Annotated in this window: 21 protein-coding genes and 2 tRNA genes; 12 read left to right on the forward strand and 11 right to left on the reverse strand. The window is 69.2% G+C overall.

Annotation, left to right across the window (positions count from 1 at the left end):
• Positions 1-68: 68 nt before the first annotated feature.
• The 8 genes from AC069T_RS11460 to rpmH all read right to left on the reverse strand — a co-directional run bounded on the left by AC069T_RS11460 (position 69) and on the right by rpmH (position 6,173).
• Positions 69-1,178 (reverse strand): ParB/RepB/Spo0J family partition protein, encoded by a 1,110-nt coding sequence (locus AC069T_RS11460; RefSeq protein ID WP_478782523.1) that lies wholly within the window; start codon positions 1,176-1,178, stop codon positions 69-71.
• Positions 1,175-2,248: a ParA family protein gene (locus AC069T_RS11465; RefSeq protein ID WP_478782650.1), complete on the reverse strand. Its 1,074-nt coding sequence runs from the start codon at positions 2,246-2,248 to the stop codon at positions 1,175-1,177. The genes AC069T_RS11460 and AC069T_RS11465 overlap by 4 nt, the downstream gene beginning before the upstream one ends.
• A 352-nt stretch (positions 2,249-2,600) precedes the next feature.
• On the reverse strand, positions 2,601-3,317 hold the full coding sequence (gene rsmG / locus AC069T_RS11470; RefSeq protein ID WP_478782524.1) for a 16S rRNA (guanine(527)-N(7))-methyltransferase RsmG: 717 nt from the start codon (positions 3,315-3,317) through the stop codon (positions 2,601-2,603).
• Between the two features lie 155 nt (positions 3,318-3,472).
• Positions 3,473-3,982, reverse strand: coding sequence for a Jag family protein (locus AC069T_RS11475; RefSeq protein WP_358854534.1), 510 nt, complete (start codon positions 3,980-3,982; stop codon positions 3,473-3,475).
• Between the two features lie 15 nt (positions 3,983-3,997).
• Positions 3,998-5,278, reverse strand: coding sequence for a membrane protein insertase YidC (gene yidC / locus AC069T_RS11480; RefSeq protein WP_478782525.1), 1,281 nt, complete (start codon positions 5,276-5,278; stop codon positions 3,998-4,000).
• Between the two features lie 3 nt (positions 5,279-5,281).
• Positions 5,282-5,647, reverse strand: a complete 366-nt coding sequence (yidD, locus tag AC069T_RS11485; RefSeq protein WP_478782526.1) for a membrane protein insertion efficiency factor YidD — start codon at positions 5,645-5,647, stop codon at positions 5,282-5,284.
• On the reverse strand, positions 5,644-6,015 hold the full coding sequence (gene rnpA / locus AC069T_RS11490; protein WP_478782527.1) for a ribonuclease P protein component: 372 nt from the start codon (positions 6,013-6,015) through the stop codon (positions 5,644-5,646). Before rnpA ends, yidD begins: the two co-directional genes overlap by 4 nt.
• A gap of 20 nt (positions 6,016-6,035) precedes the next feature.
• Entirely contained in the window at positions 6,036-6,173 is a 138-nt protein-coding gene (rpmH, locus tag AC069T_RS11495) for a 50S ribosomal protein L34 (protein ID WP_006381191.1), read from the reverse strand.
• 426 nt (positions 6,174-6,599) lie between these two features.
• On the opposite strand from rpmH, the gene dnaA reads away from it, so the two are divergent.
• The 9 genes from dnaA (at position 6,600) to AC069T_RS11540 (ending at position 19,644) form a co-directional block, all read left to right on the forward strand.
• Positions 6,600-8,657 (forward strand): chromosomal replication initiator protein DnaA, encoded by a 2,058-nt coding sequence (gene dnaA, locus AC069T_RS11500; protein WP_478782528.1) that lies wholly within the window; start codon positions 6,600-6,602, stop codon positions 8,655-8,657.
• Between the two features lie 1,068 nt (positions 8,658-9,725).
• Positions 9,726-10,856, forward strand: coding sequence for a DNA polymerase III subunit beta (gene dnaN / locus AC069T_RS11505; protein WP_478782529.1), 1,131 nt, complete (start codon positions 9,726-9,728; stop codon positions 10,854-10,856).
• A 136-nt stretch (positions 10,857-10,992) separates the two neighbouring features.
• The gene (gene gnd / locus AC069T_RS11510) at positions 10,993-11,871 is read left to right on the forward strand and encodes a phosphogluconate dehydrogenase (NAD(+)-dependent, decarboxylating) (RefSeq protein ID WP_358855146.1); all 879 of its coding nucleotides are present in this window, start codon (positions 10,993-10,995) and stop codon (positions 11,869-11,871) included.
• A 133-nt stretch (positions 11,872-12,004) separates the two neighbouring features.
• Complete coding sequence (recF, locus tag AC069T_RS11515) at positions 12,005-13,129, forward strand: DNA replication/repair protein RecF (RefSeq protein WP_478782530.1); 1,125 nt, start codon at positions 12,005-12,007, stop codon at positions 13,127-13,129.
• Positions 13,126-13,701 carry a DciA family protein gene (locus tag AC069T_RS11520; protein ID WP_478782531.1) on the forward strand — a complete coding sequence of 192 codons (576 nt, stop codon included), beginning with the start codon at positions 13,126-13,128 and terminating at the stop codon, positions 13,699-13,701. The genes recF and AC069T_RS11520 overlap by 4 nt, the downstream gene beginning before the upstream one ends.
• A gap of 276 nt (positions 13,702-13,977) precedes the next feature.
• Positions 13,978-16,080 (forward strand): DNA topoisomerase (ATP-hydrolyzing) subunit B, encoded by a 2,103-nt coding sequence (gyrB, locus tag AC069T_RS11525; RefSeq protein ID WP_358855143.1) that lies wholly within the window; start codon positions 13,978-13,980, stop codon positions 16,078-16,080.
• Between the two features lie 42 nt (positions 16,081-16,122).
• Positions 16,123-18,717: a DNA gyrase subunit A gene (gene gyrA, locus AC069T_RS11530; protein ID WP_478782532.1), complete on the forward strand. Its 2,595-nt coding sequence runs from the start codon at positions 16,123-16,125 to the stop codon at positions 18,715-18,717.
• Between the two features lie 18 nt (positions 18,718-18,735).
• Positions 18,736-19,455, forward strand: a complete 720-nt coding sequence (locus AC069T_RS11535) for a DUF3566 domain-containing protein (RefSeq protein WP_478782533.1) — start codon at positions 18,736-18,738, stop codon at positions 19,453-19,455.
• Positions 19,456-19,567: 112 nt separating this feature from the next.
• Positions 19,568-19,644 (forward strand) — tRNA-Ile (locus tag AC069T_RS11540).
• Positions 19,645-20,089: 445 nt separating this feature from the next.
• Here AC069T_RS11540 and AC069T_RS11545 read toward each other — a convergent pair.
• The gene (locus AC069T_RS11545; protein WP_478782534.1) at positions 20,090-20,446 is read right to left on the reverse strand and encodes a DUF6344 domain-containing protein; all 357 of its coding nucleotides are present in this window, start codon (positions 20,444-20,446) and stop codon (positions 20,090-20,092) included.
• A gap of 327 nt (positions 20,447-20,773) precedes the next feature.
• On the opposite strand from AC069T_RS11545, the gene AC069T_RS11550 reads away from it, so the two are divergent.
• Both AC069T_RS11550 and AC069T_RS11555 read left to right on the forward strand, forming a co-directional pair.
• Positions 20,774-20,902 (forward strand): DLW-39 family protein, encoded by a 129-nt coding sequence (locus AC069T_RS11550; protein ID WP_003999697.1) that lies wholly within the window; start codon positions 20,774-20,776, stop codon positions 20,900-20,902.
• A 161-nt stretch (positions 20,903-21,063) separates the two neighbouring features.
• The gene (locus tag AC069T_RS11555) at positions 21,064-22,596 is read left to right on the forward strand and encodes a hypothetical protein (RefSeq protein WP_478782535.1); all 1,533 of its coding nucleotides are present in this window, start codon (positions 21,064-21,066) and stop codon (positions 22,594-22,596) included.
• Between the two features lie 15 nt (positions 22,597-22,611).
• On the opposite strand, the gene AC069T_RS11560 is transcribed toward AC069T_RS11555, so the two are convergent.
• Positions 22,612-24,636 (reverse strand): serine/threonine-protein kinase, encoded by a 2,025-nt coding sequence (locus AC069T_RS11560; protein WP_478782536.1) that lies wholly within the window; start codon positions 24,634-24,636, stop codon positions 22,612-22,614.
• A 270-nt stretch (positions 24,637-24,906) separates the two neighbouring features.
• Positions 24,907-25,455: a helix-turn-helix domain-containing protein gene (locus AC069T_RS11565; protein ID WP_478782537.1), complete on the reverse strand. Its 549-nt coding sequence runs from the start codon at positions 25,453-25,455 to the stop codon at positions 24,907-24,909.
• Between the two features lie 182 nt (positions 25,456-25,637).
• On the opposite strand from AC069T_RS11565, the gene AC069T_RS11570 reads away from it, so the two are divergent.
• Positions 25,638-25,710: transfer RNA gene (locus AC069T_RS11570), tRNA-Ala, on the forward strand.
• Positions 25,711-26,293 lie beyond the last annotated feature (583 nt).

Raw genomic sequence — 26,293 nt, forward strand, 5'->3', positions numbered from 1 at the left:
TTTCCGGTACACACCGGACACAGCCCGCTCTCGCTCTCGTGGCAGACGAGATCGTTACGCCGTCTGTCTCACGCGTCCGTCTCGTCGGATTCGTCGTTCTGAAGACTCTTCTGCAGGACTGGACCCATCCCTGGGGCAAGACTGCCGAGGATCCGTTCCAGATCCTCCACGGAGGCGAACTCGACGGTGATCTTGCCCTTCTTCTGTCCCAGGTCGACCTTCACCCGTGTCTCGAAGCGGTCGGAGAGGCGCGTCGCGAGATCACTCAGGGCCGGAGAGAGCACCGCCCCGGCCCGTGGGCCCTTGGACCGCGGTGCACTCTGTGGCCTGGACCCCATGAGAGTGACGATCTCTTCGACGGCTCGCACCGACAGCCCCTCGGCCACGATCCGGTGAGCAAGCCGGTCCTGCTCCTCCGAGTCGTCAACGGAGAGCAGAGCCCGCGCATGCCCGGCGGACAGCACCCCGGCCGCCACCCGCTTCTGGACCGAGGGCGAAAGCCTCAGCAGACGCAGAGTGTTGGATACCTGGGGCCGCGAACGACCGATGCGGTCTGCCAGCTGGTCGTGGGTGCAGTTGAAGTCCTTGAGGAGCTGGTCGTAGGCGGCCGCCTCTTCCAGCGGGTTCAGCTGAGCCCGGTGCAGGTTCTCCAGGAGAGCGTCCAGGAGGAGCTTCTCGTCGTCCGTGGCGCGCACGATGGTCGGAATCGCATCGAGCCCGGCCTCCCGGCAGGCTCGCCAGCGCCGCTCGCCCATGATGAGTTCGTAGCGTCCGGGGCCGACCTGACGTACGACGACCGGCTGAAGCAGGCCGACCTCTTTGATGGAGGTGACCAGCTCGGCGAGCGCGTCCTCGTCGAACACCTCACGGGGCTGCCGCGGGTTCGGGGTGATGGAGTCGATCGGCAGCTCGGCGAAGTGGACTCCGACCGGCTCGGCAGGCGTCTCCACTGCCGCGTAGGAGGACTGCTCCTCTGTTTCACGTGGAACAGGGGGAAGCGTGGCCACCCTCGCCGCCGCCACTCCGCGCTCGGCGGTGAGTACAGGTACGGCTGTCGGCGAGGTGGATGCGCCACCTGCGGCGCCACCCGAAACCGGCCCTGCCACCTTTTCCCCTGTCGGGGCAGCCGGGATCAGTGCTCCGAGACCACGGCCCAACCCCCTCCGTCGCTCGCTCACTGGATCCCCTCCACCATGCTCTGATCATTCTGTGCGCCCACGTGGGCATGCTGCGCGTCGTAGGCCACTCCGACGCCGCGCAAAGCGATTTCTCGTGCCGCCTCCAGATAGGAGAGGGCACCGCTCGATCCTGGATCGTAAGTCAGCACCGTCTGCCCGTAGCTCGGGGCCTCCGAGATACGGACGGAGCGCGGGATGCTCGTCCGCAGGACCTCCGTGCCGAAGTGGCTGCGCACCTCGTCCGCGACCTGGGACGCCAGTCGCGTCCGGCCGTCGTACATGGTGAGGAGGATGGTCGACACGTGCAGGTTCGGGTTGAGGTGACCCCGAACAAGATCGACGTTACGGAGAAGCTGACCCAGCCCCTCCAGTGCGTAGTACTCGCACTGGATCGGGATCAGGACTTCCGCGCCCGCGACGAGGGCGTTGACCGTGAGAAGGCCGAGCGAGGGCGGGCAGTCGATGAGGATGTAGTCCAGCGGCTGTTCGTACGCCTGGATCGCCCTCTCCAGGCGACTCTCCCGTGCCACCAGAGACACCAGCTCGATCTCCGCACCGGCGAGATCGATCGTGGCGGGCGCACAGAAGAGACCCTCGACATCCGGGACCGGCTGGACGACCTCGGAGAGCGGCCTGCTGTCGATCAGCACGTCGTAGATGGAAGGAACTTCGGCGTGATGGTCGATGCCCAGCGCGGTGGAGGCATTGCCCTGAGGGTCGAGGTCGATCACCAGGACCCGGCCACCGTGCAGGGCGAGAGACGCGGCCAGGTTCACCGTGGAGGTGGTCTTGCCCACCCCGCCCTTCTGGTTGGCGACCACCATGATGCGTGTCTGCTCCGGCCGTGGCAGGCCTTCGCCGGCACGCCCCAAAGCCTCTACTGCCAGTTGGGCAGCACGACCGATGGGGGTGTCGTCCATCGGGGGCGGTGTTTCACGTGAAACATCCTCCCCCATCGACTCGGTACGGGGACCGGGGACCGGATCGGTCATCGGTCCCGCGATGTTGGCGTTGGACCGCAAGGATTCACTCTCCTCGACTTCAGGCTCGCAATGAACAGAGCCTCCCATGCCTTCGGGGTCGTGAACCAGCGAGGCCCGTTCTTCTGTGGAGATATCCACCTCTGTGGACAACTCCGCACCCTCTTCGAGTGAACCGAGAGGCCTCCGGTCGCGGGGTTCGGCCGCGGCGCGGCCGCGACTGATGATGCCGTGCAGCAGTGAGCGACGTTTCACGTGAAACACGATGCCTAGCGGCCGTCGCCATATCGGCGCGACACTCCGGTATGCGTAGGTTTGGCAGCTTGTGTGGAGTACGGCTCACCGTCAGGGCGGATCAATGCGCGAGAGCCGGAGTGACAAAAAAGCTCTCGGCTCCACCGCAGTGGAGCCGAGAGTTCAGGGCGTCGTGGCGTTCCTGAGGTCAGCGACGGCGTCGGGTCCGAGTAGTCCTGGCCGCCTTGGCCCGCTTGGCCGCGAAGCGCACCCCGCCCGGGCTCTCTCCGACCTCGACCCGCACCACGGTGGAGAGAGGATCCACAACCCCCTCACCCACGTGCAGGACCGACGTCGCCACGGCGCCGAGCTTGCTCAGCGCCGTGGCGGCGCTCTTCAGCTCCTCTTCGGCGGTGTCCCCCTTGAGCGCGAGCATCTCCCCGTAGGGCCGCAGCAGGGGGATGCCCCACGTCGCCAGCCGGTCCAGCGGTGCGACCGCCCGAGCGGTGACGACGTGCACCGGCGGCAACTTCCCCATTACTTCCTCGGCCCGACCACGCACGACGGTCACGTGGTCGAGGCCCAGCAGCTCGACCACCTCGGTGAGGAAGGTGGTGCGACGCAGAAGCGGTTCCAGTAGCGTGATCTTGAGGTCTTCACGGACCAGGGCCAGCGGGATGCCCGGCAGGCCGGCGCCGGAGCCGACGTCGCACACGGTCACGCCCTCGGGAACGACCTCCGAGAGCACCGCGCAGTTCAGCAGATGCCGCTCCCACAGACGGGGCACTTCGCGAGGACCGATCAGGCCACGCTGCACTCCCGCCTCGGCCAGCAGCTCCGCGTACCGGACCGCGTCCGCGAAGCGATCGCCGAATACCGCGCGGGCCTCCTCGGGCGTAGGGGGGAGTTCCGCTGCCTCCGTCACGGGGACCGTCCTTCCGTACCGCATAAGCGCACTGAGCGCTGAGTTCCAGGACTATCAGGGACTACAGCTGTCGGGACCGCAGCTGCCGGGGGACTACCAGGCAAAGCTCGGCCCCGTCTGCGCAACAGACGGGGCCGGAGGAACGTACGTACCGATCAGGCGGGAAGCACGACGACGAAGCGCTCCGGCTCCTCGCCCTCGGACTCGCTGCGCAGGCCCGCGGTCTTGACCGCGTCGTGGACCACCTTGCGCTCGAAGGGCGTCATCGGCGGCAGCTTGACGGCTTCGCCGGAGCTCCTGGCCTCCGCCGCGGCCTTGGCGCCGAGCTCGGAGAGTTCCTCACGCTTCTGTGCGCGGTAGCCCGCGATGTCCAGCATCAGGCGGCTGCGTTCGCCGGTCTCCCGGTGTACGGCCAGGCGCGTGAGCTCCTGGAGGGCTTCCAGCACCTCGCCGTCCCGGCCGACCAGCTTCTGCAGGTCGCGGCCGCCGGCATCGCTGATGATCGAGACAGCGGCGCGGTCGGCCTCGACGTCCATGTCGATGTCACCGTCGAGATCGGCGATGTCGAGCAGGCCCTCGAGGTAGTCCGCCGCGATCTCGCCCTCCTGCTCCAGGTGGCTCAGGGTGTCGCCCTCGGCGGCGGCGGAGATGGTGCCTTCCGTCACGGGATGGACTCCTTCTTACTTCTTGGACGGGGACTTGGGCCGCTGCGGGCCCTTGCGCCCGGACTGGGCTTTGCTGCGGGTACCGGCGCCGGGCTTGGTGCCGCCGCCCGCCGGCTTGGCGGTGCCGGGCTTGGCGTCCTGCGGATCGTCCGACTTGATCAGCGAGGTCTTCGGCTCGGCCTCTCCCGCCGGCCTGGCCACGGCCGCCTGGCGCTGCGACTTCGACTGCCGCTTCGGCTGCTGTCGCTTCGGGACGCCCGTGACGGTCGTCGTGGTGCCGTCCTCGAGCTCCGTGACGGTCGCGGTCTCGCTCTTGACCACCGTGCCGTCGGACTGGGCCGCGAGGCCCGCCTTCGTCAGGCTGTTGATGAACTTGCGCTCGAACTCGTTGCGGTCACGCCCCTTGGCGACGATCGCCTTGACGATGGCCTTCTCGCCACGCCTGCGGACCTTGCCGTGGCTCAGCACGTGCTTCTGCAGGCGCTCCAGGTAGGCGGCCTGCGCCTTGCTGCCCGGAGTCGGGTTGTTGTGGATGACGAACATCTGCTGGCCCATGGTCCACACGTTGGTGGTCAGCCAGTAGACGAGGACACCGACGGGGAAGTTGATGCCGAAGACGGCGAACATGACCGGGAAGACGTACATCAGCATCTTCTGCTGCTGCATGAACGGCGTCTTCACGGTGGTGTCGACGTTCTTCGTCATCAGCTGGCGCTGCGTGTAGAACTGCGACGCCGACATCATCACGATCATGACCGCGGTCACCACGCGGACGTCGGTCAGGGTGGCACCGAGAGACGTGACCTTCTCCGCGCCGTCGGTGAACTTCGCGGCCAGCGGGGCACCGAAGATGTGCGCCTTACGCGCGCTCTCGAGCAGCTGGTCGTCGATGACGCCGATCGTCTTGCCGGTCGCGATGCCGTTGAGCACGTGGTAGAGCGCGAAGAAGAACGGCGACTGCGCCAGGATGGGAAGGCACGAGGAGAGCGGGTTGGTACCCGACTCCTTGTACAGCTTCATCATCTCTTCGGACTGGCGCTGCTTGTCGTTCTTGTAGCGCTCCTGGATCTTCTTCATCTCGGGCTGCAGCGTCTGCATCGCCCGGGTCGCCTTGATCTGCTTCACGAAGAGCGGGATCAGGCAGATTCGGATCAGGATCACCAGGGACACGATGGACAGGCCCCAGGCCCAGCCCGTGTCGGCCCCGAAGAGCTTTCCGTACACGGAGTGGAACTGGACGATGACCCAGGAGACGGGTGTCGTGATGAAGCTGAAAAGACTGGCAATCGTGTCCACTAATCAGGCTCCTTGAGCATGGGACGGGGTCTCGGCGGCCGGGCTCGGGGGATGGTCGGACAGTCCATGCCCCTCGATGGCCGGTTCGGCGGCGGAGGTCCCGCCCTTGCGTGCACGCCAGGCGTTGCGCAGCATCTCGTGCCACCGCGGACGCCTGCGCTGTGGCACATGGTCCACACCGCCGGGCGACCACGGATTGCACCGGAGGATGCGCCAGGCGGTGAGTGCCGTTCCCTTGAGCGCGCCGTGCCGGTCGATGGCCTGGAAGCCGTAGTGGGAGCACGACGGGTAGTACTTGCACACCGGCCCGAGCAACGGGCTGATGGTCCACTGGTACAGCTTGATCAGCGCCAGCAGCGGGTACTTCATCGCGCGCCCCCTCCCAGCAGCCGCCCCAGGGCGGCATCCAGGTCTCGGGCCAGCTGTGCATGGTCGGCGTCGCCCGCACCGGGCAGCGCTCGTACTACTACCAGGCTACCGGGGGGCAACAGGGCCACCCGCTCCCGCATCAGGTGACGAAGCCTGCGCTTCACCTTGTTGCGTACGACGGCTCCGCCCACGGCTTTGCTGACAACGAAACCCGCACGCGTCGGGGGAGCGCTCTCCCCAGGCGCGTGCGGGTCCGTTGCACCGCTGCGTAGATGGACGACGAGGAGCGGGCGTCCGGCCCGGCGTCCCCGACGTACCGCGGTCGCGAAGTCCTCGCGCCGCCTCAGCCGATGCTCGGTAGGCAGCACGTCATGACCTGTTTAAGTGATCAGGCGGACAGGCTCGCGCGACCCTTGCCACGACGGTTCGCGAGAATCGCGCGGCCGGCACGGGTGCGCATCCGCAGGCGGAAGCCGTGGGTCTTGGCGCGACGACGGTTGTTCGGCTGGAAGGTGCGCTTGCTCACTCGGGGGCTCCAGAAAGAATCGGTGGTGGCGGGGTGCCGTCCTGGCTGTCACCGTGCGCCCACGAGTAGCTCGCATTACGCCCGAGTGCACCGCTTCCCGATCACTGAACGTGACCTGTGCCCATCGGAGGCAGGCGGCAGCAGCCATCGACAACTCGACCTGGTTACGGTACGCGCGGCTACGCCATTCGGTCAAACCAGTGCCGCCGGGGGACACTGTCCACAGGCTGGGGACAACAACTTGAACCGTACGGGTCGCCCTGACTACCGTGGCTGGACTCCGATTCGTTCCCTTCTCCCCGCGCCATCTGATTCGTTCCCGCCGCCCCACCCGAGTTACATCCCGACCTGTTCCCAGAACCACACGTTCGTGGGACCCGTGAGAGAGCGTGCCCTGTGGCTGACGTACCTGCCGATCTTGCCGCAGTGTGGCCACGAGTACTGGAACAGCTCCTCGGTGAGGGCCGCGTGCAGGGCGTCGAGGCGAAGGACGAGCACTGGATCAAGCGCTGCCAGCCGCTGGCACTCGTCGCGGACACGGCGCTGCTCGCGGTTCCGAACGAGTTCGCGAAGGGCGTACTCGAAGGGCGCCTGGCCCCCGTGGTCAGCGAGACGCTGAGCCGCGAGTGCGGTCGGCCGATCCGCATCGCGATCACCGTCGACGACTCCGTGGGCGAGCCCGCCCCGCCCCGCTACGAGGAGGCGGAACTCCCGGCCGGACCGGACCAGGGCCGGGACGCCTACGACGCCCCGAACCGCGACGGACGTGACGGACGTGACGGATACGACGGCCAGGGACGCGACAGCCGTGACCCGCGTGACAGCCGTGACGCACGTGACGGGCGCGACAGCCACAGCGGCCAGGGAGGCGGGCGCCATTCACGCGACGCGCGCGACGGCCGCGACGGATACGACGGCCAGGGACGCGACGAGCGGAACCCCTACGACAGCCAGGGCCGCGACGGATACGAGCGCTACGGCCGGCACCGCGCGGACGACCACCGTCCCCACCGCCCCGAGCAGCTGCCCGGCGGCCCCGGCGATCATCTGCCGACCGCCCGTCCCGCCTATCCCGACTACCAGCGGCCCGAGCCGGGGTCCTGGCCGCGTCCGTCGCAGGACGACTACGGCTGGCAGCAGCAGCGCCTCGGCTTCCCGGACCGCGACCCGTACGCGTCGCCCTCGCAGGACTACCGCCCGCAGTCGATGGAGCGGCCGTCCTACGACCAGCAGCGCCAGGACTACGAGCAGGCACGCTCCGACTACGAGCAGCAGCGGCCCGACTACGACCAGCGTGACGGCCGACGCGAGATGGACCGCCGCGACCTCTCGGAGCCGTCCCCCACGGGCACCGGGCATGTGCACCGCGGCGGACCCGCCCTGCCCGCGGCGAGCGGAGCCCCGGGGCCGCTGGCCGCGCAGCCCGCGCCGGCATCGGGTCCCGGTGAGCCCACCGCACGCCTGAACCCGAAGTACCTCTTCGACACGTTCGTCATCGGTGCCTCGAACCGCTTCGCGCACGCGGCGGCGGTCGCCGTCGCCGAGGCGCCCGCGAAGGCGTACAACCCCCTCTTCATCTACGGGGAGTCGGGTCTGGGCAAGACGCACCTGCTGCACGCGATCGGGCACTACGCCCGCAGCCTCTACCCCGGCACGCGCGTGCGGTACGTGAGCTCCGAGGAGTTCACCAACGAGTTCATCAACTCCATCCGCGACGGCAAGGGCGACAGTTTCCGCAAGCGGTACCGCGAGATGGACATCCTGCTCGTCGACGACATCCAGTTCCTCGCGGACAAGGAGTCGACGCAGGAGGAGTTCTTCCACACGTTCAACACGCTCCACAACGCGAACAAGCAGATCGTGCTGTCCTCGGACCGGCCGCCCAAGCAGCTGGTGACGCTGGAGGACCGGCTGCGGAACCGCTTCGAGTGGGGGCTGATCACGGACGTCCAGCCGCCCGAGCTGGAGACGCGTATCGCGATCCTCCGTAAGAAGGCGGTGCAGGAGCAGCTCAACGCTCCGCCGGAGGTCCTCGAGTTCATCGCGTCCCGGATCTCGCGGAACATCCGTGAGCTGGAGGGCGCGCTGATCCGGGTGACGGCCTTCGCGTCGCTCAACCGGCAGCCGGTGGACCTCGGGCTCACGGAGATCGTCCTCAAGGACCTCATCCCGGGCGGCGAGGACTCCGCCCCCGAGATCACGGCGCCGGCCATCATGGCGGCCACCGCCGACTACTTCGGTCTGACGGTGGAAGACCTGTGCGGGTCCTCCCGCAGTCGCGTGCTGGTGACCGCACGCCAGATCGCCATGTATCTGTGCCGCGAGCTCACGGACCTGTCGCTGCCGAAGATCGGCGCGCAGTTCGGCGGCCGCGACCACACGACAGTCATGCACGCCGACCGCAAGATCCGCGCGCTGATGGCCGAGCGGCGCTCGATCTACAACCAGGTCACCGAGTTGACCAACCGCATCAAGAACGGCTGATCCCAGAGCCGTACGGCTTCGAAGGCGCCCCCCGGACGAGCTCCCGGGGGGCGCCTTTCGCCGTCCTCGTGCGCCGGCCGGCACCCTCCGGCTCGGTCTCCCGGCGCTCTCCGGCTCCGTCTCCCGGCGCTCTCCCCACGTGCCGTCGCGTCTCCTCGAGGCGCTCAGAAACGTCCTCCGGGGCCTCCGGATCGGCCCCGGATCGCCCTCGGATCGCCCCCGGAGGGCCCTCCCGAGGGCTTTCGTCGCCCTTTCCGACCAGACAGGCCGACGCACAACCGACATCCACTGTTCGAATACGGTCCTGGTTACGGCCTCCCTCCACAGATCCGGGGACTTTCTTGCGTCCACACCCTGGGGACCGGAAAGTTGTCCAGACGGTGTCCACAGGCCGCCCTGGTGAAAGATCATCAGGCCAGGTCAGATGGCTGTGGATTGGTGGACGAAGGTTCTCCACAGACTGTGGACGAAGAAATGATCCACAGGGTGTGCACGAAGTTGTCCACCGGCGGCCCACAGGACCGGGCGGGTTGTCCCCAGCGTCTCGCACCTTCTCCACACCCCTGTCCACTGTTCGGCAACGCGCCGCGCCTTCTCACCGGGTCGAGTGAAAGGCGTCACACCAAGGTGTCTGGTTGGCCTGTGGGGAACGTGGGTAAAACTGGGGACGGCGTTGGGGAGAAGTGCCCCTAGCCTGTGCATCGGGTGTGCAGAACTTTTCCCCGTCCACAGCGAGCCCCGGTTGTCCACCGCCGTCACCCACAGGGCCGGTGGACAAAATCTGCCGTCTGAGCTGCGAAAACAGGGTTATCCACGGTTTCCACAGCCCCTACTACTACTCCCAACTAGAGAGAGCTGGGAATCCGTTCAGAAGAGGGGGCTGTGCACAACTCGGGGTTCGGGGCTCCGGTGCCGCTCGACGCGACTTGACCGAGGGGGGCACCGACTGTCAGTGCGGTGCGTCAGACTGGTCCCCGGTGTCCTTCCCGTCACAGGGACCGACGACACCGAGTCAGACAGCGAAGGCCAGCAGGGCGAGAGCGCCGGCAACAGACGGAGGCGGCAACGGTGAAGATCCGGGTGGAACGCGACGTACTCGCGGAGGCAGTGGCCTGGGCTGCACGCAGCCTCCCGGCCCGTCCACCGGCGCCTGTCCTCGCCGGCCTCCTGCTGAAGGCCGAGGGCGGCGCCCTGAGCCTGTCCAGCTTCGACTACGAGGTGTCCGCGCGTGTCTCGGTGGACGCCGAGATCGACGAGGAGGGCACGGTCCTCGTCTCCGGCCGTCTCCTCGCCGACATCTGCCGCGCCCTCCCCAACCGGCCGGTGGAGATTTCCACGGACGGTGTACGGGCGACGGTGGTCTGCGGCTCCTCGCGGTTCACCCTCCACACCCTCCCTGTGGAGGAGTACCCGGCGCTGCCCCAGATGCCGTCGGCGACCGGCACCGTCCCCGGCGAGGTGTTCGCCTCGGCGGCCGCCCAGGTGGCCATCGCGGCCGGGCGTGACGACACCCTGCCGGTGCTGACCGGTGTGCGCATCGAGATCGAGGGCGACACGGTCACCCTCGCGTCCACCGACCGCTACCGCTTCGCGGTCCGCGAGTTCCTGTGGAAGCCGGAGAACCCGGAGGCCTCCGCGGTCGCCCTGGTGCCCGCCAAGACGCTCCTGGACACCGCCAAGGCCCTCACGAGCGGCGACAACGTGATCCTGGCCCTGTCGGGCTCCGGCGCGGGCGAGGGCCTCATCGGCTTCGAGGGCGCCGGCCGCCGTACGACCACCCGGCTGCTCGAAGGCGACCTGCCGAAGTACCGCACGCTGTTCCCGACGGAGTTCAACTCCATCGCCGTCATCGAGACCGCCCCCTTCGTGGAGGCCGTCAAGCGTGTGGCCCTGGTCGCCGAGCGGAACACGCCGGTGCGGCTCAGCTTCGAGCAGGGCGTGCTCATTCTGGAGGCCGGTTCCAGCGACGACGCACAGGCTGTGGAAAGGGTCGACGCCCAGCTGGAGGGCGACGACATCTCGATCGCCTTCAACCCGACGTTCCTGCTCGACGGACTGAGCGCCATCGACTCGCCCGTCGCGCAGCTCTCCTTCACGACGTCGACCAAGCCCGCCCTCCTCAGCGGCAGGCCCGCCGTCGACGCCGAGGCGGACGAGGCCTACAAGTACCTGATCATGCCGGTGCGCCTCAGCGGCTGACGCGGCCCGACGAAGACCGCAGGTGGGGGCGTACGTCTGAGCGGCTATGCCCACAGGTGTGCGTGAGCGTCCGGGTTTAGGCTCGGACGAGGCACGGCAGTGCCCTCACGCCACGTCGCAAACTAAGGAACAACTGATGGAGCTCGGTCTCGTCGGCCTCGGCAAGATGGGCGGCAACATGCGCGAGCGGATTCGCCGCGCAGGCCACACCGTCATCGGATACGACCGCAACCCGGACGTCGCCGATGTCCACAGCCTGGAAGAGCTTGTGGGCAGGCTCAAGGGCCCGCGCGTGGTGTGGGTGATGGTCCCGGCCGGTGCCGCGACCCAGTCCACCATCGACGAACTGGCCGCCCTCCTGGAGCCGGGAGACGTCGTCGTGGACGGCGGCAACTCCCGCTGGACCGACGACGAGAAGCACGCCGTCGAGCTGGGCATCAAGGGCATCGGCTTCGTCGACTGCGGAGTCTCCGGCGGTGTGTGGGGCCTGGAGAACGGCTACGCGCTGATGTACGGCGGCTCCGCGGAGAACGTCGCGAAGGTGCAGCCGGTCTTCGACGCGCTCAAGCCCGAGGGCGACTTCGGGTCGGTGCACGCGGGCAAGGTCGGCGCGGGCCACTTCGCGAAGATGGTCCACAACGGCATCGAGTACGCGATGATGCAGGCCTACGCCGAGGGCTGGGAACTGCTGGAGAAGGTCGACTCCGTCACCGACGTGCGCGAGGTCTTCCGGTCCTGGCAGGAGGGCACGGTCATCCGTTCCTGGCTGCTCGACCTCGCGGTCAACGCCCTGGACGACGACGAGCACCTGGACAAGCTCAAGGGGTACGCGGAGGACTCCGGCGAGGGCCGCTGGACCGTCGAGGCGGCCATCGACAACGCGGTGCCGCTGCCGGCGATCACCGCGTCGCTCTTCGCCCGCTTCGCGTCCCGGCAGGACGACTCCCCGCAGATGAAGATGATCGCGGCGCTGCGCAACCAGTTCGGCGGCCACGCCGTGGAGAAGAAGAACTGAGCCACACCCTGGGGGCACCGCCTCCCGGGGGAACGGCCCGGCTGTCCACAGCCGGGGACGACCGAAGGCCGGGGGGACCCGGCCCTCGGGGAAACACCCGAAGCACCACGTTGGGGGAGGTCGGCGAACGACCATGCACGTCACGCATCTGTCGCTGGCCGACTTCCGCTCGTACGCCCACGTCGAGGTCCCGCTCGACCCGGGCGTCACCGCCTTCGTCGGGCCCAACGGCCAGGGCAAGACGAACCTCGTCGAGGCGGTCGGCTACCTCGCCACCCTCGGCAGCCACCGCGTCTCCTCGGACGCGCCCCTGGTGCGGATGGGCGCCGACCGTGCCATCGTCCGGGCCAACGTGCGGCAGGGCGACCGCCAGCAGCTCGTCGAACTCGAACTGAACCCCGGCAAGGCCAACCGCGCCCGCATCAACAGGTCCTCGCAGGTCAAGCCCCGTGACGTGCTCGGGATCGTCCGGACGGTGCTGTTCGCGCCCGAGGACCTCGCCCTGGTCAAGGGCGACCCCGGCGAGCGGCGGCGCTTCCTGGACGAGATGATCACCGCCCGCTCCCCGCGCATGGCGGGCGTCCGCTCGGACTACGACCGGGTCCTGCGGCAGCGCAACACCCTCCTGAAGTCGGCGGCGCTCGCCCGGCGCCACGGCGGCCGCACCATGGACCTCTCCACCCTCGACGTCTGGGACCAGCACCTCGCGCGCGTGGGTGCCGAGCTGCTCGCCCAGCGACTCGACCTGGTCGCCGCGGTGCAGCCCCTCGCCGACAAGGCGTACGAGCAGCTGGCACCGGGCGGTGGCCCCGTCGTACTGGAGTACAAGCCGTCCTCCCCGGGGATCACCGGCCACGCGCGCGAGGAGCTCTACGAGCAGCTGATGGCGGCCCTGCTCGAGGCCCGCAAGCAGGAGATCGAGCGGGGTGTGACCCTGGTGGGCCCCCACCGGGACGAGCTGCTGCTCAAGCTCGGGCAGCTGCCCGCCAAGGGATACGCCTCCCACGGGGAGTCCTGGTCGTTCGCGCTGGCGCTGCGGCTTGCCTCGTACGACCTCCTCAGGGCCGAGGGCAACGAGCCGGTACTCGTCCTGGACGACGTGTTCGCCGAGCTGGACACCCGGCGGCGCGAGCGTCTCGCCGAGCTGGTCGCGCCCGGCGAGCAGGTGCTCGTGACGGCGGCGGTGGACGACGACGTGCCGGGCGTCCTCGCCGGGACGCGGTTCGCGGTGTCCGAGGGCACGGTGGAGCGCGTATGACGGAAAACACACCGGCCACGCCGGGCGGCGTTCCCGCCGGTGCATCCGGCGACGCGGCCAGGAAGATCCCCGAACCGTCGGGCGTCGACCTCGCGCGCGTGGCCCTGCGCGCCGCGAAGGAACAGGCACGCGCGCGTGGGGACGCGGCCCAGCAGAAGAGGCAGGTGCGGCGCGGCGCCGGGCTGCGATCCGGCGCACGCGCCGACGGGCGCGATCCGATGGCGCTCGGCGCCGCCATCAACCGGCTGCTCACCGAGCGCGGCTGGGAGGCCCCGGCGGCGGTGGGCGGGGTCATGGGCCGCTGGCCGCAGATCGTCGGCGACGACCTGGCCAAGCACTGCGAGCCGCAGAAGTACGACGAGGACGAGCGCGAGCTGACCGTGCAGTGCGACTCCACGGCCTGGGCGACCCAGCTGCGGCTGCTCGCCCCGCAGCTGGTGGCACGGCTGAACCAGGACCTCGGGCACGGTGCGGTCAGGGTGATCAAGGTGCTCGGCCCCGGTGGCCCCGCCCGTCGTTACGGCCCCTTGCGCGCCCCCGGTAGCACGGGTCCCGGTGACACCTACGGGTGACCTGACTCGGCAGTAGCTAGGGGTTGACACCCGGAAGCGCTGAGTGCCTCCGTGAGCCTCTTGGAGCCCCGCTCCGCATATGGGGAGTCGCGAGAGACCGGTTGAGGGCGGCACATGCGGACTCAGGTACCGGCAAACCCCCATCACTGTCGGCGCTACCGGTAGACTGGAAGCGAATCCCGCCCCGCTTGCGGGGACCGTCGGGAAATGGTGTGCAAGGCAGGCTTACCAACGCAACACGCCGCAGCCGCTCCGGCCACCGCCGGAAGCTGGTTCGTGCTGTGCCAGAAAGGGCGCTTCGTGGCCGATTCCGGCAACCCCAACGAGAACATCGCCGCTACTGAAACGGATGAGGAGGGCAAGGCGCCCCGCGTAGAAGCGCACGCTGGCACAGCTGAGGCCCCGGGCGTGGCGTACGACGCCAACGCCATCACCGTCCTCGAAGGTCTGGACGCGGTCCGCAAGCGGCCCGGTATGTACATCGGTTCGACCGGTGAGCGCGGCCTCCACCACCTCGTGTACGAGGTCGTCGACAACTCCGTCGACGAGGCCCTCGCCGGCCACGCGGACACCATCGAGGTCACGATCCTCGCCGACGGCGGCGTGCGCGTCGTCGACAACGGCCGCGGCATCCCGGTGGGCATCGTCCCGTCCGAAGGCAAGCCGGCCGTCGAGGTCGTGCTGACGGTCCTGCACGCGGGCGGCAAGTTCGGCGGCGGCGGTTACGCGGTCTCCGGTGGTCTGCACGGCGTGGGTGTCTCCGTCGTGAACGCGCTGTCCACGAGGGTCGCCGTCGAGGTCAGGACCGACGGTTACCGCTGGACGCAGGAGTACAAGCTGGGTGTCCCGACGGCTCCGCTCGCCAAGCACGAGGCCACCGACGTGACGGGTACGTCGGTCACCTTCTGGGCCGACGGCGACATCTTCGAGACCACGGACTACTCCTTCGAGACGCTGACGCGGCGCTTCCAGGAGATGGCGTTCCTCAACAAGGGTTTGACCATCAAACTCACTGACGAGCGCGACTCCGCGAAGGCCGTGACGGGCGCGGACGAGGCCGGTGCGGACGAGAACGACGAGGTCAAGACGGTCACGTACCACTACGAAGGCGGCATCGTCGACTTCGTGAAGTACCTGAACTCCCGCAAGGGCGACGTGATCCACCCGACCGTGATCGACATCGAGGCCGAGGACAAGGAGCGCATGCTCTCCCTCGAGGTCGCGATGCAGTGGAACAGCGGTTACAGCGAGGGCGTGTACTCCTTCGCCAACACCATCCACACGCACGAGGGCGGTACGCACGAAGAGGGCTTCCGGGCCGCTCTGACGGGTCTGATCAACCGGTACGCGCGCGACAAGAAGCTGCTGCGCGAGAAGGACGACAACCTCACGGGTGACGACATCCGCGAGGGTCTGACGGCGATCATCTCGATCAAGCTCGGCGAGCCCCAGTTCGAGGGCCAGACCAAGACCAAGCTGGGCAACACCGAGGCGAAGACCTTCGTCCAGAAGGTCGTCCACGAGCACATCAGCGACTGGCTGGACCGCAACCCCAACGAGGCCGCGGACATCATCCGCAAGTCGATCCAGGCGGCCACCGCGCGCGTGGCGGCCCGCAAGGCGCGTGACCTCACCCGCCGCAAGGGTCTCCTGGAGTCGGCGTCCCTGCCGGGCAAGCTCTCCGACTGCCAGTCGAACGACCCCGTCAAGTGCGAGATCTTCATCGTCGAGGGTGACTCCGCCGGCGGCTCGGCCAAGTCCGGCCGCAACCCGCAGTACCAGGCGATCCTCCCGATCCGCGGAAAGATCCTCAACGTCGAGAAGGCGCGGATCGACAAGATCCTTCAGAACCAGGAGATCCAGGCGCTGATCTCCGCCTTCGGCACCGGGGTCCACGAGGACTTCGACATCGAGAAGCTCCGCTATCACAAGATCATCCTGATGGCGGACGCCGACGTCGACGGCCAGCACATCAACACCCTGCTGCTGACCTTCCTGTTCCGCTTCATGCGGCCGCTGGTCGAGGCCGGGCACGTGTTCCTGTCCCGCCCGCCGCTGTACAAGATCAAGTGGGGCCGCGACGACTTCGAGTACGCCTACTCGGACCGCGAGCGCGACGCGCTGATCGAGCTGGGCCGCCAGAACGGCAAGCGCACCCGTGACGACTCGGTCCAGCGGTTCAAGGGTCTCGGTGAGATGAACGCCGAGGAACTGCGCATCACCACGATGGACCAGGAGCACCGCGTCCTCGGCCAGGTCACGCTGGACGACGCCGCCCAGGCCGACGACCTGTTCTCGGTCCTGATGGGCGAGGACGTCGAAGCACGCCGCGCGTTCATCCAGCGCAACGCCAAGGACGTCCGCTTCCTCGACATCTGAGTCGGTCTCAGCTGACCGCCGCAGAAAGGATCTTCACCAGCAATGGCCGACGACAACACTCCGAGCATCCCCGACGAAGAGGGCGAGATCGCCCTGCGCGTCGAGCCCGTCGGGCTCGAGACCGAGATGCAGCGCTCCTACCTCGACTACGCGATGTCCGTCATCGTGTCGCGTGCGCTGCCCGACGTACGGGACGGCCTCAAGCCCGTCCACCGCCGCGTCCTGTACGCGATGTACGACGGCGGCTACCGCCCCGAGAAGGGCTTCTACAAGTGCGCCCGCGTCGTCGGCGACGTCATGGGCAACTACCACCCGCACGGCGACTCCTCGATCTACGACGCGCTGGTCCGCCTCGCGCAGCCGTGGTCGATGCGGATGCCGCTGGTGGACTCCAACGGCAACTTCGGATCTCCCGGCAACGACCCGGCGGCCGCCATGCGGTACACCGAGTGCAAGATGATGCCGCTGTCCATGGAGATGGTCCGCGACATCGACGAGGACACCGTCGACTTCACGGACAACTACGACGGGCGCTCCCAGGAGCCGACCGTCCTGCCGGCCCGCTTCCCGAACCTGCTGATCAACGGCTCCGCCGGTATCGCGGTCGGCATGGCCACCAACATCCCGCCGCACAACCTGCGCGAGGTCGCGGCCGGCGCCCAGTGGTACCTGGAGAACCCGGAGGCCTCCCACGAGGAACTCCTGGACGCCCTGATCGAGCGCATCAAGGGCCCCGACTTCCCGAGCGGCGCCCTCGTGGTGGGCCGCAAGGGCATCGAGGAGGCCTACCGCACCGGCCGCGGCTCCATCACGATGCGTGCGGTCGTCGAGGTCGAGGAGATCCAGAACCGCCAGTGCCTGGTGGTCACCGAACTCCCCTACCAGGTGAACCCCGACAACCTCGCGCAGAAGATCGCCGACCTCGTCAAGGACGGCAAGGTCGGCGGCATCGCGGACGTCCGCGACGAGACGTCGTCCCGTACGGGCCAGCGCCTCGTCATCGTCCTGAAGCGCGACGCGGTCGCCAAGGTCGTGCTGAACAACCTGTACAAGCACACCGACCTGCAGACGAACTTCGGCGCCAACATGCTGGCGCTCGTCGACGGCGTGCCGCGCACCCTCTCCCTGGACGCGTTCATCCGGCACTGGGTGGCGCACCAGATCGAGGTCATCGTCCGCCGTACGAAGTTCCGGCTGCGCAAGGCCGAGGAGCGCGCGCACATCCTGCGCGGCCTCCTGAAGGCCCTGGACGCCATCGACGAGGTCATCGCGCTGATCCGGCGCAGCGACACCGTCGACATCGCGCGCGAGGGCCTGATGGGGCTCCTGGAGATCGACGAGATCCAGGCCAACGCCATCCTCGAGATGCAGCTGCGCCGGCTGGCCGCCCTGGAGCGCCAGAAGATCATCCAGGAGCACGACGAGCTCCAGGCCAAGATCCGCGAGTACAACGAGATCCTCGCCTCGCCGGTGCGCCAGCGCGGCATCATCAGCGAGGAACTCAACGCGATCGTCGAGAAGTTCGGTGACGACCGCCGCTCCAAGCTGGTCCCCTTCGACGGCGACATGTCCATGGAGGACCTGATCGCCGAAGAGGACATCGTCGTCACCATCACGCGCGGTGGCTACATCAAGCGGACCAAGACCGAGGACTACCGCTCGCAGAAGCGCGGCGGCAAGGGCGTGCGCGGCACGAAGCTGAAGCAGGACGACATCGTCGACCACTTCTTCGTGTCGACGACGCACCACTGGCTGCTGTTCTTCACGAACAAGGGCCGTGTCTACCGCGCGAAGGCCTACGAACTGCCGGACGCGGGCCGTGAGGCACGCGGCCAGCACGTCGCGAACCTGCTGGCCTTCCAGCCGGACGAGGCGATCGCCGAGATCCTGGCGATCCGCGACTACGAGGCGGCGCCCTACCTGGTCCTCGCGACCAAGGGCGGTCTGGTCAAGAAGACGTCTCTGAAGGATTACGACTCGCCGCGTTCGGGAGGTGTCATCGCGATCAATCTCCGCGAGACGGAGAGCGGTTCCGATGATGAACTGATCGGTGCGGAGCTGGTCTCGGCCGAGGATGATCTGCTGCTGATCAGCAAGAAGGCGCAGTCGATCCGGTTCACCGCCACGGATGACGCGTTGCGCCCGATGGGCCGCGCCACCTCGGGTGTCAAGGGCATGAGTTTCCGTGCGGGGGACGAGCTGCTCTCGATGAATGTTGTTCGACCCGGTACGTTCGTGTTCACTGCTACGGACGGCGGGTACGCGAAGCGGACCGCTGTCGACGAGTACCGCGTTCAGGGTCGCGGCGGCCTGGGCATCAAGGCCGCCAAGATCGTCGAGGACCGCGGCTCCCTCGTCGGCGCGCTGGTGGTCGAGGAAACCGACGAGATCCTCGCCATCACTCTGTCCGGCGGTGTGATTCGCACGCGAGTCAACGAGGTCAGGGAGACGGGCCGTGACACCATGGGCGTCCAACTGATCAACCTGGGCAAGCGCGATGCCGTGGTCGGTATCGCTCGGAACGCCGAGGCCGGTCGCGAGGCGGAGGAAGTCGACGGCGTGGACGCCGACGACGAGTCCGCCGAGGTCGTAGCGGCCGCGGGAACGGACGAGGGCGAGCAGTCCCCGGCCGAGTAGCGCGAGGAGTGAGTCATCGTGAGCGGAGCCACCGGCGCCGGAACGACCGGTAAGGAAACGGACGGCGGCCGTGGCTCCGCCACTGATGGCGCCGACTCCCATGACTCTCATGGATCCCAGGGGGGAACTGTGACGGACACCCGAGGCCCGCAGGCTCAGCAGTACGCGGCCGGAGCGGGCCCGGCGGCTCCGGACACACCGGCGTCGGCGGCACCCTCGCCAGCCGCTGCCACCCCGCAGGGCTCCGCGCTGCCGGGTGAACGGCAGCCGCAGCAGGCGGCGGGGCCCTACCACCCGCCGCAGGCCTACCAGCCTGCCCCGGCCGGCGCGGTACGCCGCCCGCGGACCGGCGCGCGCACGACGCCGCGCACCCGTAAGGCGCGGCTTCGCGTGGCCAAGGCCGACCCCTGGTCGGTGATGAAGGTCAGCTTCCTGCTCTCCATCGCGCTCGGCATCTGCACGATCGTCGCCGCCGCGGTGCTGTGGATGGTCATGGACGCGATGGGCGTCTTCTCGACCGTCGGCGGCACGATCTCCGAGGCCACCGGTTCGAACGAGTCCAACGGCTTCGACCTCCAGTCGTTCCTCTCGCTGCCGCACGTCCTGATGTTCACGACGATCATCGCGGTCATCGACGTCGTCCTCGCCACGGCGCTGGCGACCCTCGGCGCGTTCATCTACAACCTCTCCGCGGGCTTCGTCGGAGGCATCGAGCTGACCCTGGCCGAGGACGAGTAACAGCACCTCCTCGGGGCCGTCCCCGGGGGCCGGGATACCGATTTTGGGACTGGCCGCGTCGTGCGCTAATCTTCAGAGGTCAGCGCGCGGGACATACACCGCAGAGCGCGGCGGGGCTATAGCTCAGTTGGTTAGAGCGCATCCCTGATAAGGATGAGGCCACAGGTTCAAATCCTGTTAGCCCCACCAGCACGAAGGCCCTCAGGTGAATCGCCTGAGGGTCTTCGGCATGTCCGGGGTGGCGTCGGTGGATGGAACAGGCCGGTGACTTACGGCTCTCCGCCGAGAGAGCGTGCTCGTAGTCGGGGTAGGGCTCCGTCCCACGACGCTGATCGGGGCCGGGGTCCGGAGGGATGGACCATCCGTCGGGACTTGTCGGTGCTGCGCCGACCGCCCGGCCCATCGTGTCCCGGCCGGGCCGCTGCTGTCCGGCCCTGCCGGCTGGACCGTTGCTGTCCGGACCGTCGCCGTCCAAGCGCTGCTGTCCGTCCGGCCGCTGCTGTCCGGACCGTCGCTGTGTCGGCATGGCGAAGGCCCGGCGACTCGTCCGAGTCGCCGGGCCCTTTGCCCTGTGTGGCTTTGTACGCAAGTTCGCCGCTACGTCAGGGGCGTGCCTGGTGGTGGTGCCGTGTGCTCAGCGCTGAAGAGGTGTGACGGGCTCCGTATCGGCATCGGCGGACGACTCGGTGGCGCAGAGGGCGTCCGTGTCGGCCGCGGCATCGTCGTCGGTCGCGCGGTGGCGGCAGCTCGGTGAGGAACCGTGGGCCTCGGCGTGGATGCGCTGCTTCATGGTGGGGGGCAGTGACCTGCTGTAGGACCAGGCCCAGGGGGACGCCGTCGGCAGGCTCACGTCGGCGCTTGTGTTGCGCGGCGTCTCGGCCTGGGGTACCGCCGCGGCGGCGACGGTGGTGATGAGTCCGAGTGTCGTGCACAGCGCCAGGAAGGCGGTGACGATGACGTTCCACAGCTTCATGACCTTGTTCTGGGCCACGGCCCCTCACTTTCGGGTTGGGCGATTTGCGTACTTTCCTCATGATGTGTATGAGCGCCGCGAAGTGGTGGACCGACGCCCGTGGCGCGTCGATGTTCAGATGAACACCACCCGGATGGGTGCAGGAAGCCCGGAAACGCAGGAAGGGCAATGAAAAGTCACAGTGTGTGATGAGTTGTCACCCTGTGAATGAGGTGCCGCACCGTGGTCCTACTGGGGCGTACGGGGCGGGAGTTGGGGGCCGACGCAGGTCACCGATCGGTATCGGCCGGTGTGTATAGTCGGGCGCCAGAGGTCCCCTACGTCAAGGAAAGACGAGGTCGCGCGGTGAAGAAGCTTCTCCTGGTCGCACTGGCCGCCATCGGCGGGCTCCTCGTGTACCGCCAGATCCAGGCGGATCGCGCCGAGCAGGATCTGTGGACGGAGGCGACTGACTCCGTGCCCACGGGTTCCTGAGGAGTACCAGTCTCGGACAGACCCCGGCCGTCCCCACGGCCGGGGTTTTGTGTTGTCACGACGTCCTCCGGTCCGAGGCCGGGGCTGTGGCGGGGCGTGGGGAGTTTCGTTTCGGCCGCTCCTGCGCAGAGCGCAGGCGCCGTGGCAGTGCGCGGGGCAGGATGGGCGCCACGGTCGGGGGCTACGACGAGGGGTGGCGCGTGATGGGGCGGCGCACGGCGGAGCGGCGCGCGGGGCCACGGCGCGGCCGGACACCGGTGGCGGTGGTGGCGGTGCTGTGCACGACCGGGGCGTTGGGCGTCACGGCGGCGGTGCCGGGGCAGGCGGCGGCGACACCGTCCACGGCCGGCGCGGACCACGGCCTGGGTGCCCGTACGGGGGCCGTGTCCGGGTCCCGCGCGCGGGCGGCCCCGCTGCTGTCGTCGGCCGGCGATCCGGATCCGTACGGCTTCGCCGAGGACGCCAGGACGGTCGAGGGCGCCGACGGCACCACCGGGGCTGTCCGCCTGGAGCCCGGCGGGACGTACCGGAGTTCCATCGCCAAGGACGGAAAGCTCTACTACCGCCTCGAACTCGACGCCGTGTCGAACGCGTACATCTCCGCCACGGCCGTTCCCGCGCCGGGGAGCGAGGTCTCCGCGGCCGACGGCATCAAGGTGTCCGTGCAGGAGGCCGACGGCTCGACCTGCTCCGCCAAGACCGCCCACGTCGGCGCCACGCAGAGCCCGCACCCCGTCGCCGCCTCGGCGTTCCGCGAGATCGGCCGCACCGAGTACGTGTGCCAGGAGGCGGGGACGTACTACGCGGTCGTCGAGCGCATCGGCCCGCCCGTTTCCGCCTCGGACGACTGGGGCCTGGAGCTGGGCTATGTGACGGAGCCGAAGCTGCGACAGGCCGGTGCGACGGACGCTCCCCGCACCTGGAACTCCGTACCGCCACAGGCCCTCCAGGGCGATCCCCGGCGCCGCCCGGGCGGTACGGGCTTCAGCACGGCCGTCCCGCTCGGAGAGGGCGTCTGGCGGACCGGCCTCGAAGCCGGGCGGACGCTCTTCTACAAGGTGCCCCTCGACTGGGGGCAACAGCTGTACGCGACCGCCGAGCTCGGCAGCACGAACAGTGGCGGCCGCTACGTCGGCACCGCGCTGAGCGTGGCGCTGTACAACCCCGTGCGGGGCTTCGTCGAGGACGTGGGTACCGGGTACGGAGGCAGTCGGCGTCAGGCCGTCCTGCCGGCGCCGGCGCCGGTGGCGTACGAGAACCGCTACGCGATCAACGCCCGGACGAGCGGGATGCGGTTCGCCGGTTCGTACTACCTCGTGCTGCATCTCGGTGCGCGGGTCGCCGAGAGGTTCGGCGGCGCGCCGCTCGACCTGACGCTGCGCGTGCGGGTGAGCGGCGAGGCGCAGGACGGTCCGGCCTACGTGGGGTCCGCGGTGCCGCGTGACGCCTTCGAGGTCACGGCGGAGGACCGTGCGGAGGCGGCGGGTGCCGTGGCGGGCGGCTCGGCGGGCGGTGGCGCCGACGGCAGCGGCGGCGGGAGTGCCGGCAGCGGTGACCCCGTGATGAAGTGGGTCGCCGCGACGGGGATCGGCTCCGGGTGCGCGCTGACACTGGCGCTCGCCGTGTGGACGGCGGTGGCACGACGGCGCGGGAGTGCGGCGCGTGGGGGGACCGCTCGTACGCCGGGAGGCTGAGCCGGGACCGTCCGCTCAGATCCGCGCCAGTGCCCAGAAGCCCACGGCGAAGCAGATGAGCGCGAGCAGCAGCATGGGGACGGCCACCTTCGCGGGCGGTCCCGGACGCCTGGTGCGGTGCCGTGCGGCCGACTGCGACGGCCGTGCGAGCTGCGGTGGCCGGGCGGTGGACGCGCCGGTCGAGGCGAACGCGTGCTGCGGCATCGCGGTCATGGGCGCCGTCGGCTGGTGACGGGTGGCGACGTGCGTGGGCGCGAAAGGGAGAGCGTGGACGGGGACCGGCGTCGGCAGCTCCAGCGGTGCCGGCGGAGTGCGCGGGGGCGTGGGAGCGGCTGACCGGGGCTGAGGGGCCGCCGCCTGCGCCATGGGCGGCGGCAGGTGGAAACTTCCGGTGTCCGACATGGTGGACGGCTGCGGGGGTGTGGCGTCGGCATGGGGGAGAGGCGGCGTCCAGTCCGAGGGCCGCCAGGTGCCGGAGTGCGGCGTCGAGTCCGGGTGAGCGCGCGGCAGCTGTGGGGGTACGGGCTCCGTGGCCGGGCGGGGAGGTATCGCGCCCTCGTAGGAGTGCGCGTACCCGGTGTCGGTCCCTGCGTCCGGCGGCGCCGAGCCGGCGCCGGACGACGGGGTTCCGGCGTGGGAGCCGGACTGCGGAACAGGCGCCCCCGTGCCGGCCCGCGGACGCGCGTTCCCTGCACCCGGGATCGGAGGAACGTTTCCCGCACCTGGGAGCGGAGGAACGTTTCCCGCACCCGGGAGCGGAGGAACGTTTCCCGTACCCGGCAGCGGAGGCACGTCCCCGGCGCCGGGGAGCGCAGGCGCGGCAGTCGCGGGAAGGCGGGGCACCGCGCCGGGGGCGGGATGGTGAGGCGCGCCGCCGGTGCCCGGGTACGGGGGTGTCGCGCCACTGCCGGGATACGGGGGGAACGTGCCGCTGTCGGGCGGCGGGGGCGTCGCTCCGCCGCCGGGGTGCGGCGGGAGCGTGCCGCCGGTGGGGTGTGGTGTCGCGCCCGGGCCCGGGTACGGGGGTGCGGTGCCGGAGCCGGGGAGCGAAGGGGGCGAAGGATGCGCACCGTGGCCCGGCCGTGGCGGTGTCGTGTCCGTGGCGTCGGGAGACACGGCACCCGGGTGGGTGGCGAGGCCCGTCACCCCCGGCGCTCTCCGGAGGGGCCCCTCGGGTCCGAATCCCGTGGGCAGCGGCCCCACCTGGTCGAAGACCTCGACGAGTTCGTCGTCGGGGCCGGGTTCGGGCAGCAGCTCGACGGCCGAGGCGAGGGCCTTGCGTGCCCCCGTCGCGGTACGGAAGCGCGCGTCCGGATCGGGTTGCAGCAGCGTCGCCACGACCTGCCACAGCGGTTCGGGGATGCTCTGCGGCGCCCGGGGTGTGCCGTGCGCCGCGAAGTGCTCGATCAGCGCCTTGGCGTCGGGCCTGGCACCTTCCAGCAGATAGAGGGCGACCAGTCCCACGGCGAACAGATCGGCCGGGAAGTCGGGATCGGCCCCCGTCATCTGTTCGGGCGCGAAGTAACCGGGCGTCCCCACCACGTAGTTGGTCTCGGTCAGCCGTGGCTCGCCGAGACGCATGGCGATGCCGAAGTCGGAGAGACGCAGCCGCGGCCGGGCCGTGCCGGTGGCTTCCAGCAGCACGTTGGCGGGCTTGATGTCACGGTGCACCACCCCTTCCGCGTGCACGGCGGCGAGCCCCGCGAGGAGCTGGTCGAGCAGAGTGCAGACGAAGAGCGGCGGCAACGGGCCGTAGTCGCCGACGAGATGGACCAGGGAACCTCCGGCCACCAGGTCCATCGTGAACAGGACCTTGTCGTCGTCGGCGGCCCAGCTGGCCGGCGCGAGCACATGGGGGTGATCGATCCGCAGCGCCTGCTCACGCACGAAACGCAGCAGCGAGTGCGCGTCGCTCTGCTGCAGGACCTTGGCGGCCACGTACCGGCGCCGCCGGTGGTCCCAGGCGCGCCAGACGGCACCGACTCCCCCGCGCCCGATCGGGTCGGCCAGTTCGTACCGGCCGGCGAAGACCTCACCCATGGTCGTGCCTCGCTCCCCCTTCGGCGTTCGGTCGGGCGGCCTCGTGCGAGGTGCCCGGCTCGCTGGAGCTCGTCGGATTGCCCGGGCCCCCGGGCACTTCGGGGCGCCCTGCCTCCGCTGTCCGTGCCGGCCGGCGGCCCTGTTCCCGGTGCCGTCCCCGGGCCGTCTGGCGAGCCCTTGGTGCGCGTTCCCGTGAGGTGCCCGGCTGCCCGCCTCTCCGTGGCAGAAAGTCCGACGGACCTTCTGCCGCGGGTTTGTTCGGCGGCCGGCTCAGTTCTGGTGGGACTGGTAGTGCGCCACCGCGTCCGAGGTACGGCCCGCGCCGTACACCCGGAGGAACTCTGCCAGTTCCGGGTGGGTCGGGGCGAGGGTGTCCGCCGCTGCGATGATGTCCCCGGCCGCCGCCACCGAGCGCAGCAGCGACTGGATCTCGCGCACCACCCGCTTGACCGTGGGGGCTCCCGAACTGCTGGTCGTCTGCGTGGTGTTGCTGAGCACCGAGCCCCCCTGGGACTTCTTGATCTCGTCCATCCGGTCGGTCGCCTCGGCCGCGCTGACACTGCCGTCCGCGACCTGCCCGGCGAGATCCTGGAGCAACTGCACGCGCTGAACCACCGCGGGGTTGCCGATCTTGGCCCGCTGGCCGCTCATCAGCTGCGACAGCATGGGGGCGGACAGCCCCAGTACCCCGGCGAGACGCGCCTGGTTGAGACCCAGATCGTCGATGAGCCTACGGAAGAGCGCCCCCAGCGGCTCCCCGTACCAGTTCCGCTGCAGCTCCCGGGCTCTTGCGGTCGCTTCCTGCTGTGCGGCGTCCATTGCGTCTCCCCATCGCTTCCCCAAGTACGGCGGTTCGCTGCCGCGAACCACGCCGAGCATCTTACGGAGAGTGGTCGTGCACGGGGACCCCCAATCTTTTTGCGAGATCTCGGGGGTGAACCGGTACTCTGGTCTGCGGCGCCCGCCGGTGCGAGATTTCTCCGGTCGGACGTTCCTCTTCCGGGGCCTTAGCTCAGTTGGTAGAGCGCTGTCTTTGCATGGCAGATGTCAGGGGTTCGACTCCCCTAGGCTCCACATCTCGGACCGGTCAGTCGCCCTTCTCGGGCGGCTGACCGGCTTTTCGTATGCCCTGGTTCGCCGTCCGTCGACCGGCACGCGGCGAAGAGCCCGGAGCAGTTGACCCAGTTTGCGGTGACGCGCGTCACAGATGCGCGCTTTGCTGTCGTTGCATTTATTTGTGCAAACAGTGGTGGAAAGTCGTGGTCCGCGAGACCGTCGAGCCGGTGTGCGAGGTGATGGGGGCGCGACGGCGGCCGAAGAGGGAGCCATGTGGGGGTGGGGGTGGGCCCGGCCCGGTAACCGGCGCGATGCACTCCGTTAAGAGGTTTGTGTGGACGTCGTGTGTGCGGGACATTGCAAACGTCATCGCGACCGGGGCCGTGAACGGCGGTGTTCGGGGCGGTACGGGTGCGCGCCGGTGTGCCGACGGACATCGCGGGTGCGTCCCGGTGTTCCGACGGCGGTTCCCCGGCCCGCGTGGGTCATGTTCCACGTGAAACAACGCCGTGGGGGGGGGGAGGCTCGAGGTTTTTTTTCCCCCGAGGGGGTGGGGGCGGTGCGGTGGGCGGAGTTCGAAGAGGGCTTTCTGGTTCGTCCA

It is taken from the genome of Streptomyces sp. NPDC043867, from assembly GCF_056435845.1.

Coding starts and splice junctions, on each gene's coding strand:
- AC069T_RS11465 (WP_478782650.1), bottom strand. CDS start 2,248: ATGGGAGGCTCTGTTCATTGCGAGCCTGAAGTCGAGGAGAGTGAATCC.
- yidD (WP_478782526.1), bottom strand. CDS start 5,647: ATGAAGTACCCGCTGCTGGCGCTGATCAAGCTGTACCAGTGGACCATC.
- gnd (WP_358855146.1), top strand. CDS start 10,993: ATGGAGCTCGGTCTCGTCGGCCTCGGCAAGATGGGCGGCAACATGCGC.
- recF (WP_478782530.1), top strand. CDS start 12,005: ATGCACGTCACGCATCTGTCGCTGGCCGACTTCCGCTCGTACGCCCAC.
- AC069T_RS11520 (WP_478782531.1), top strand. CDS start 13,126: ATGACGGAAAACACACCGGCCACGCCGGGCGGCGTTCCCGCCGGTGCA.
- gyrA (WP_478782532.1), top strand. CDS start 16,123: ATGGCCGACGACAACACTCCGAGCATCCCCGACGAAGAGGGCGAGATC.
- AC069T_RS11555 (WP_478782535.1), top strand. CDS start 21,064: ATGGGCGCCACGGTCGGGGGCTACGACGAGGGGTGGCGCGTGATGGGG.
- AC069T_RS11560 (WP_478782536.1), bottom strand. CDS start 24,636: ATGGGTGAGGTCTTCGCCGGCCGGTACGAACTGGCCGACCCGATCGGG.
- AC069T_RS11565 (WP_478782537.1), bottom strand. CDS start 25,455: ATGGACGCCGCACAGCAGGAAGCGACCGCAAGAGCCCGGGAGCTGCAG.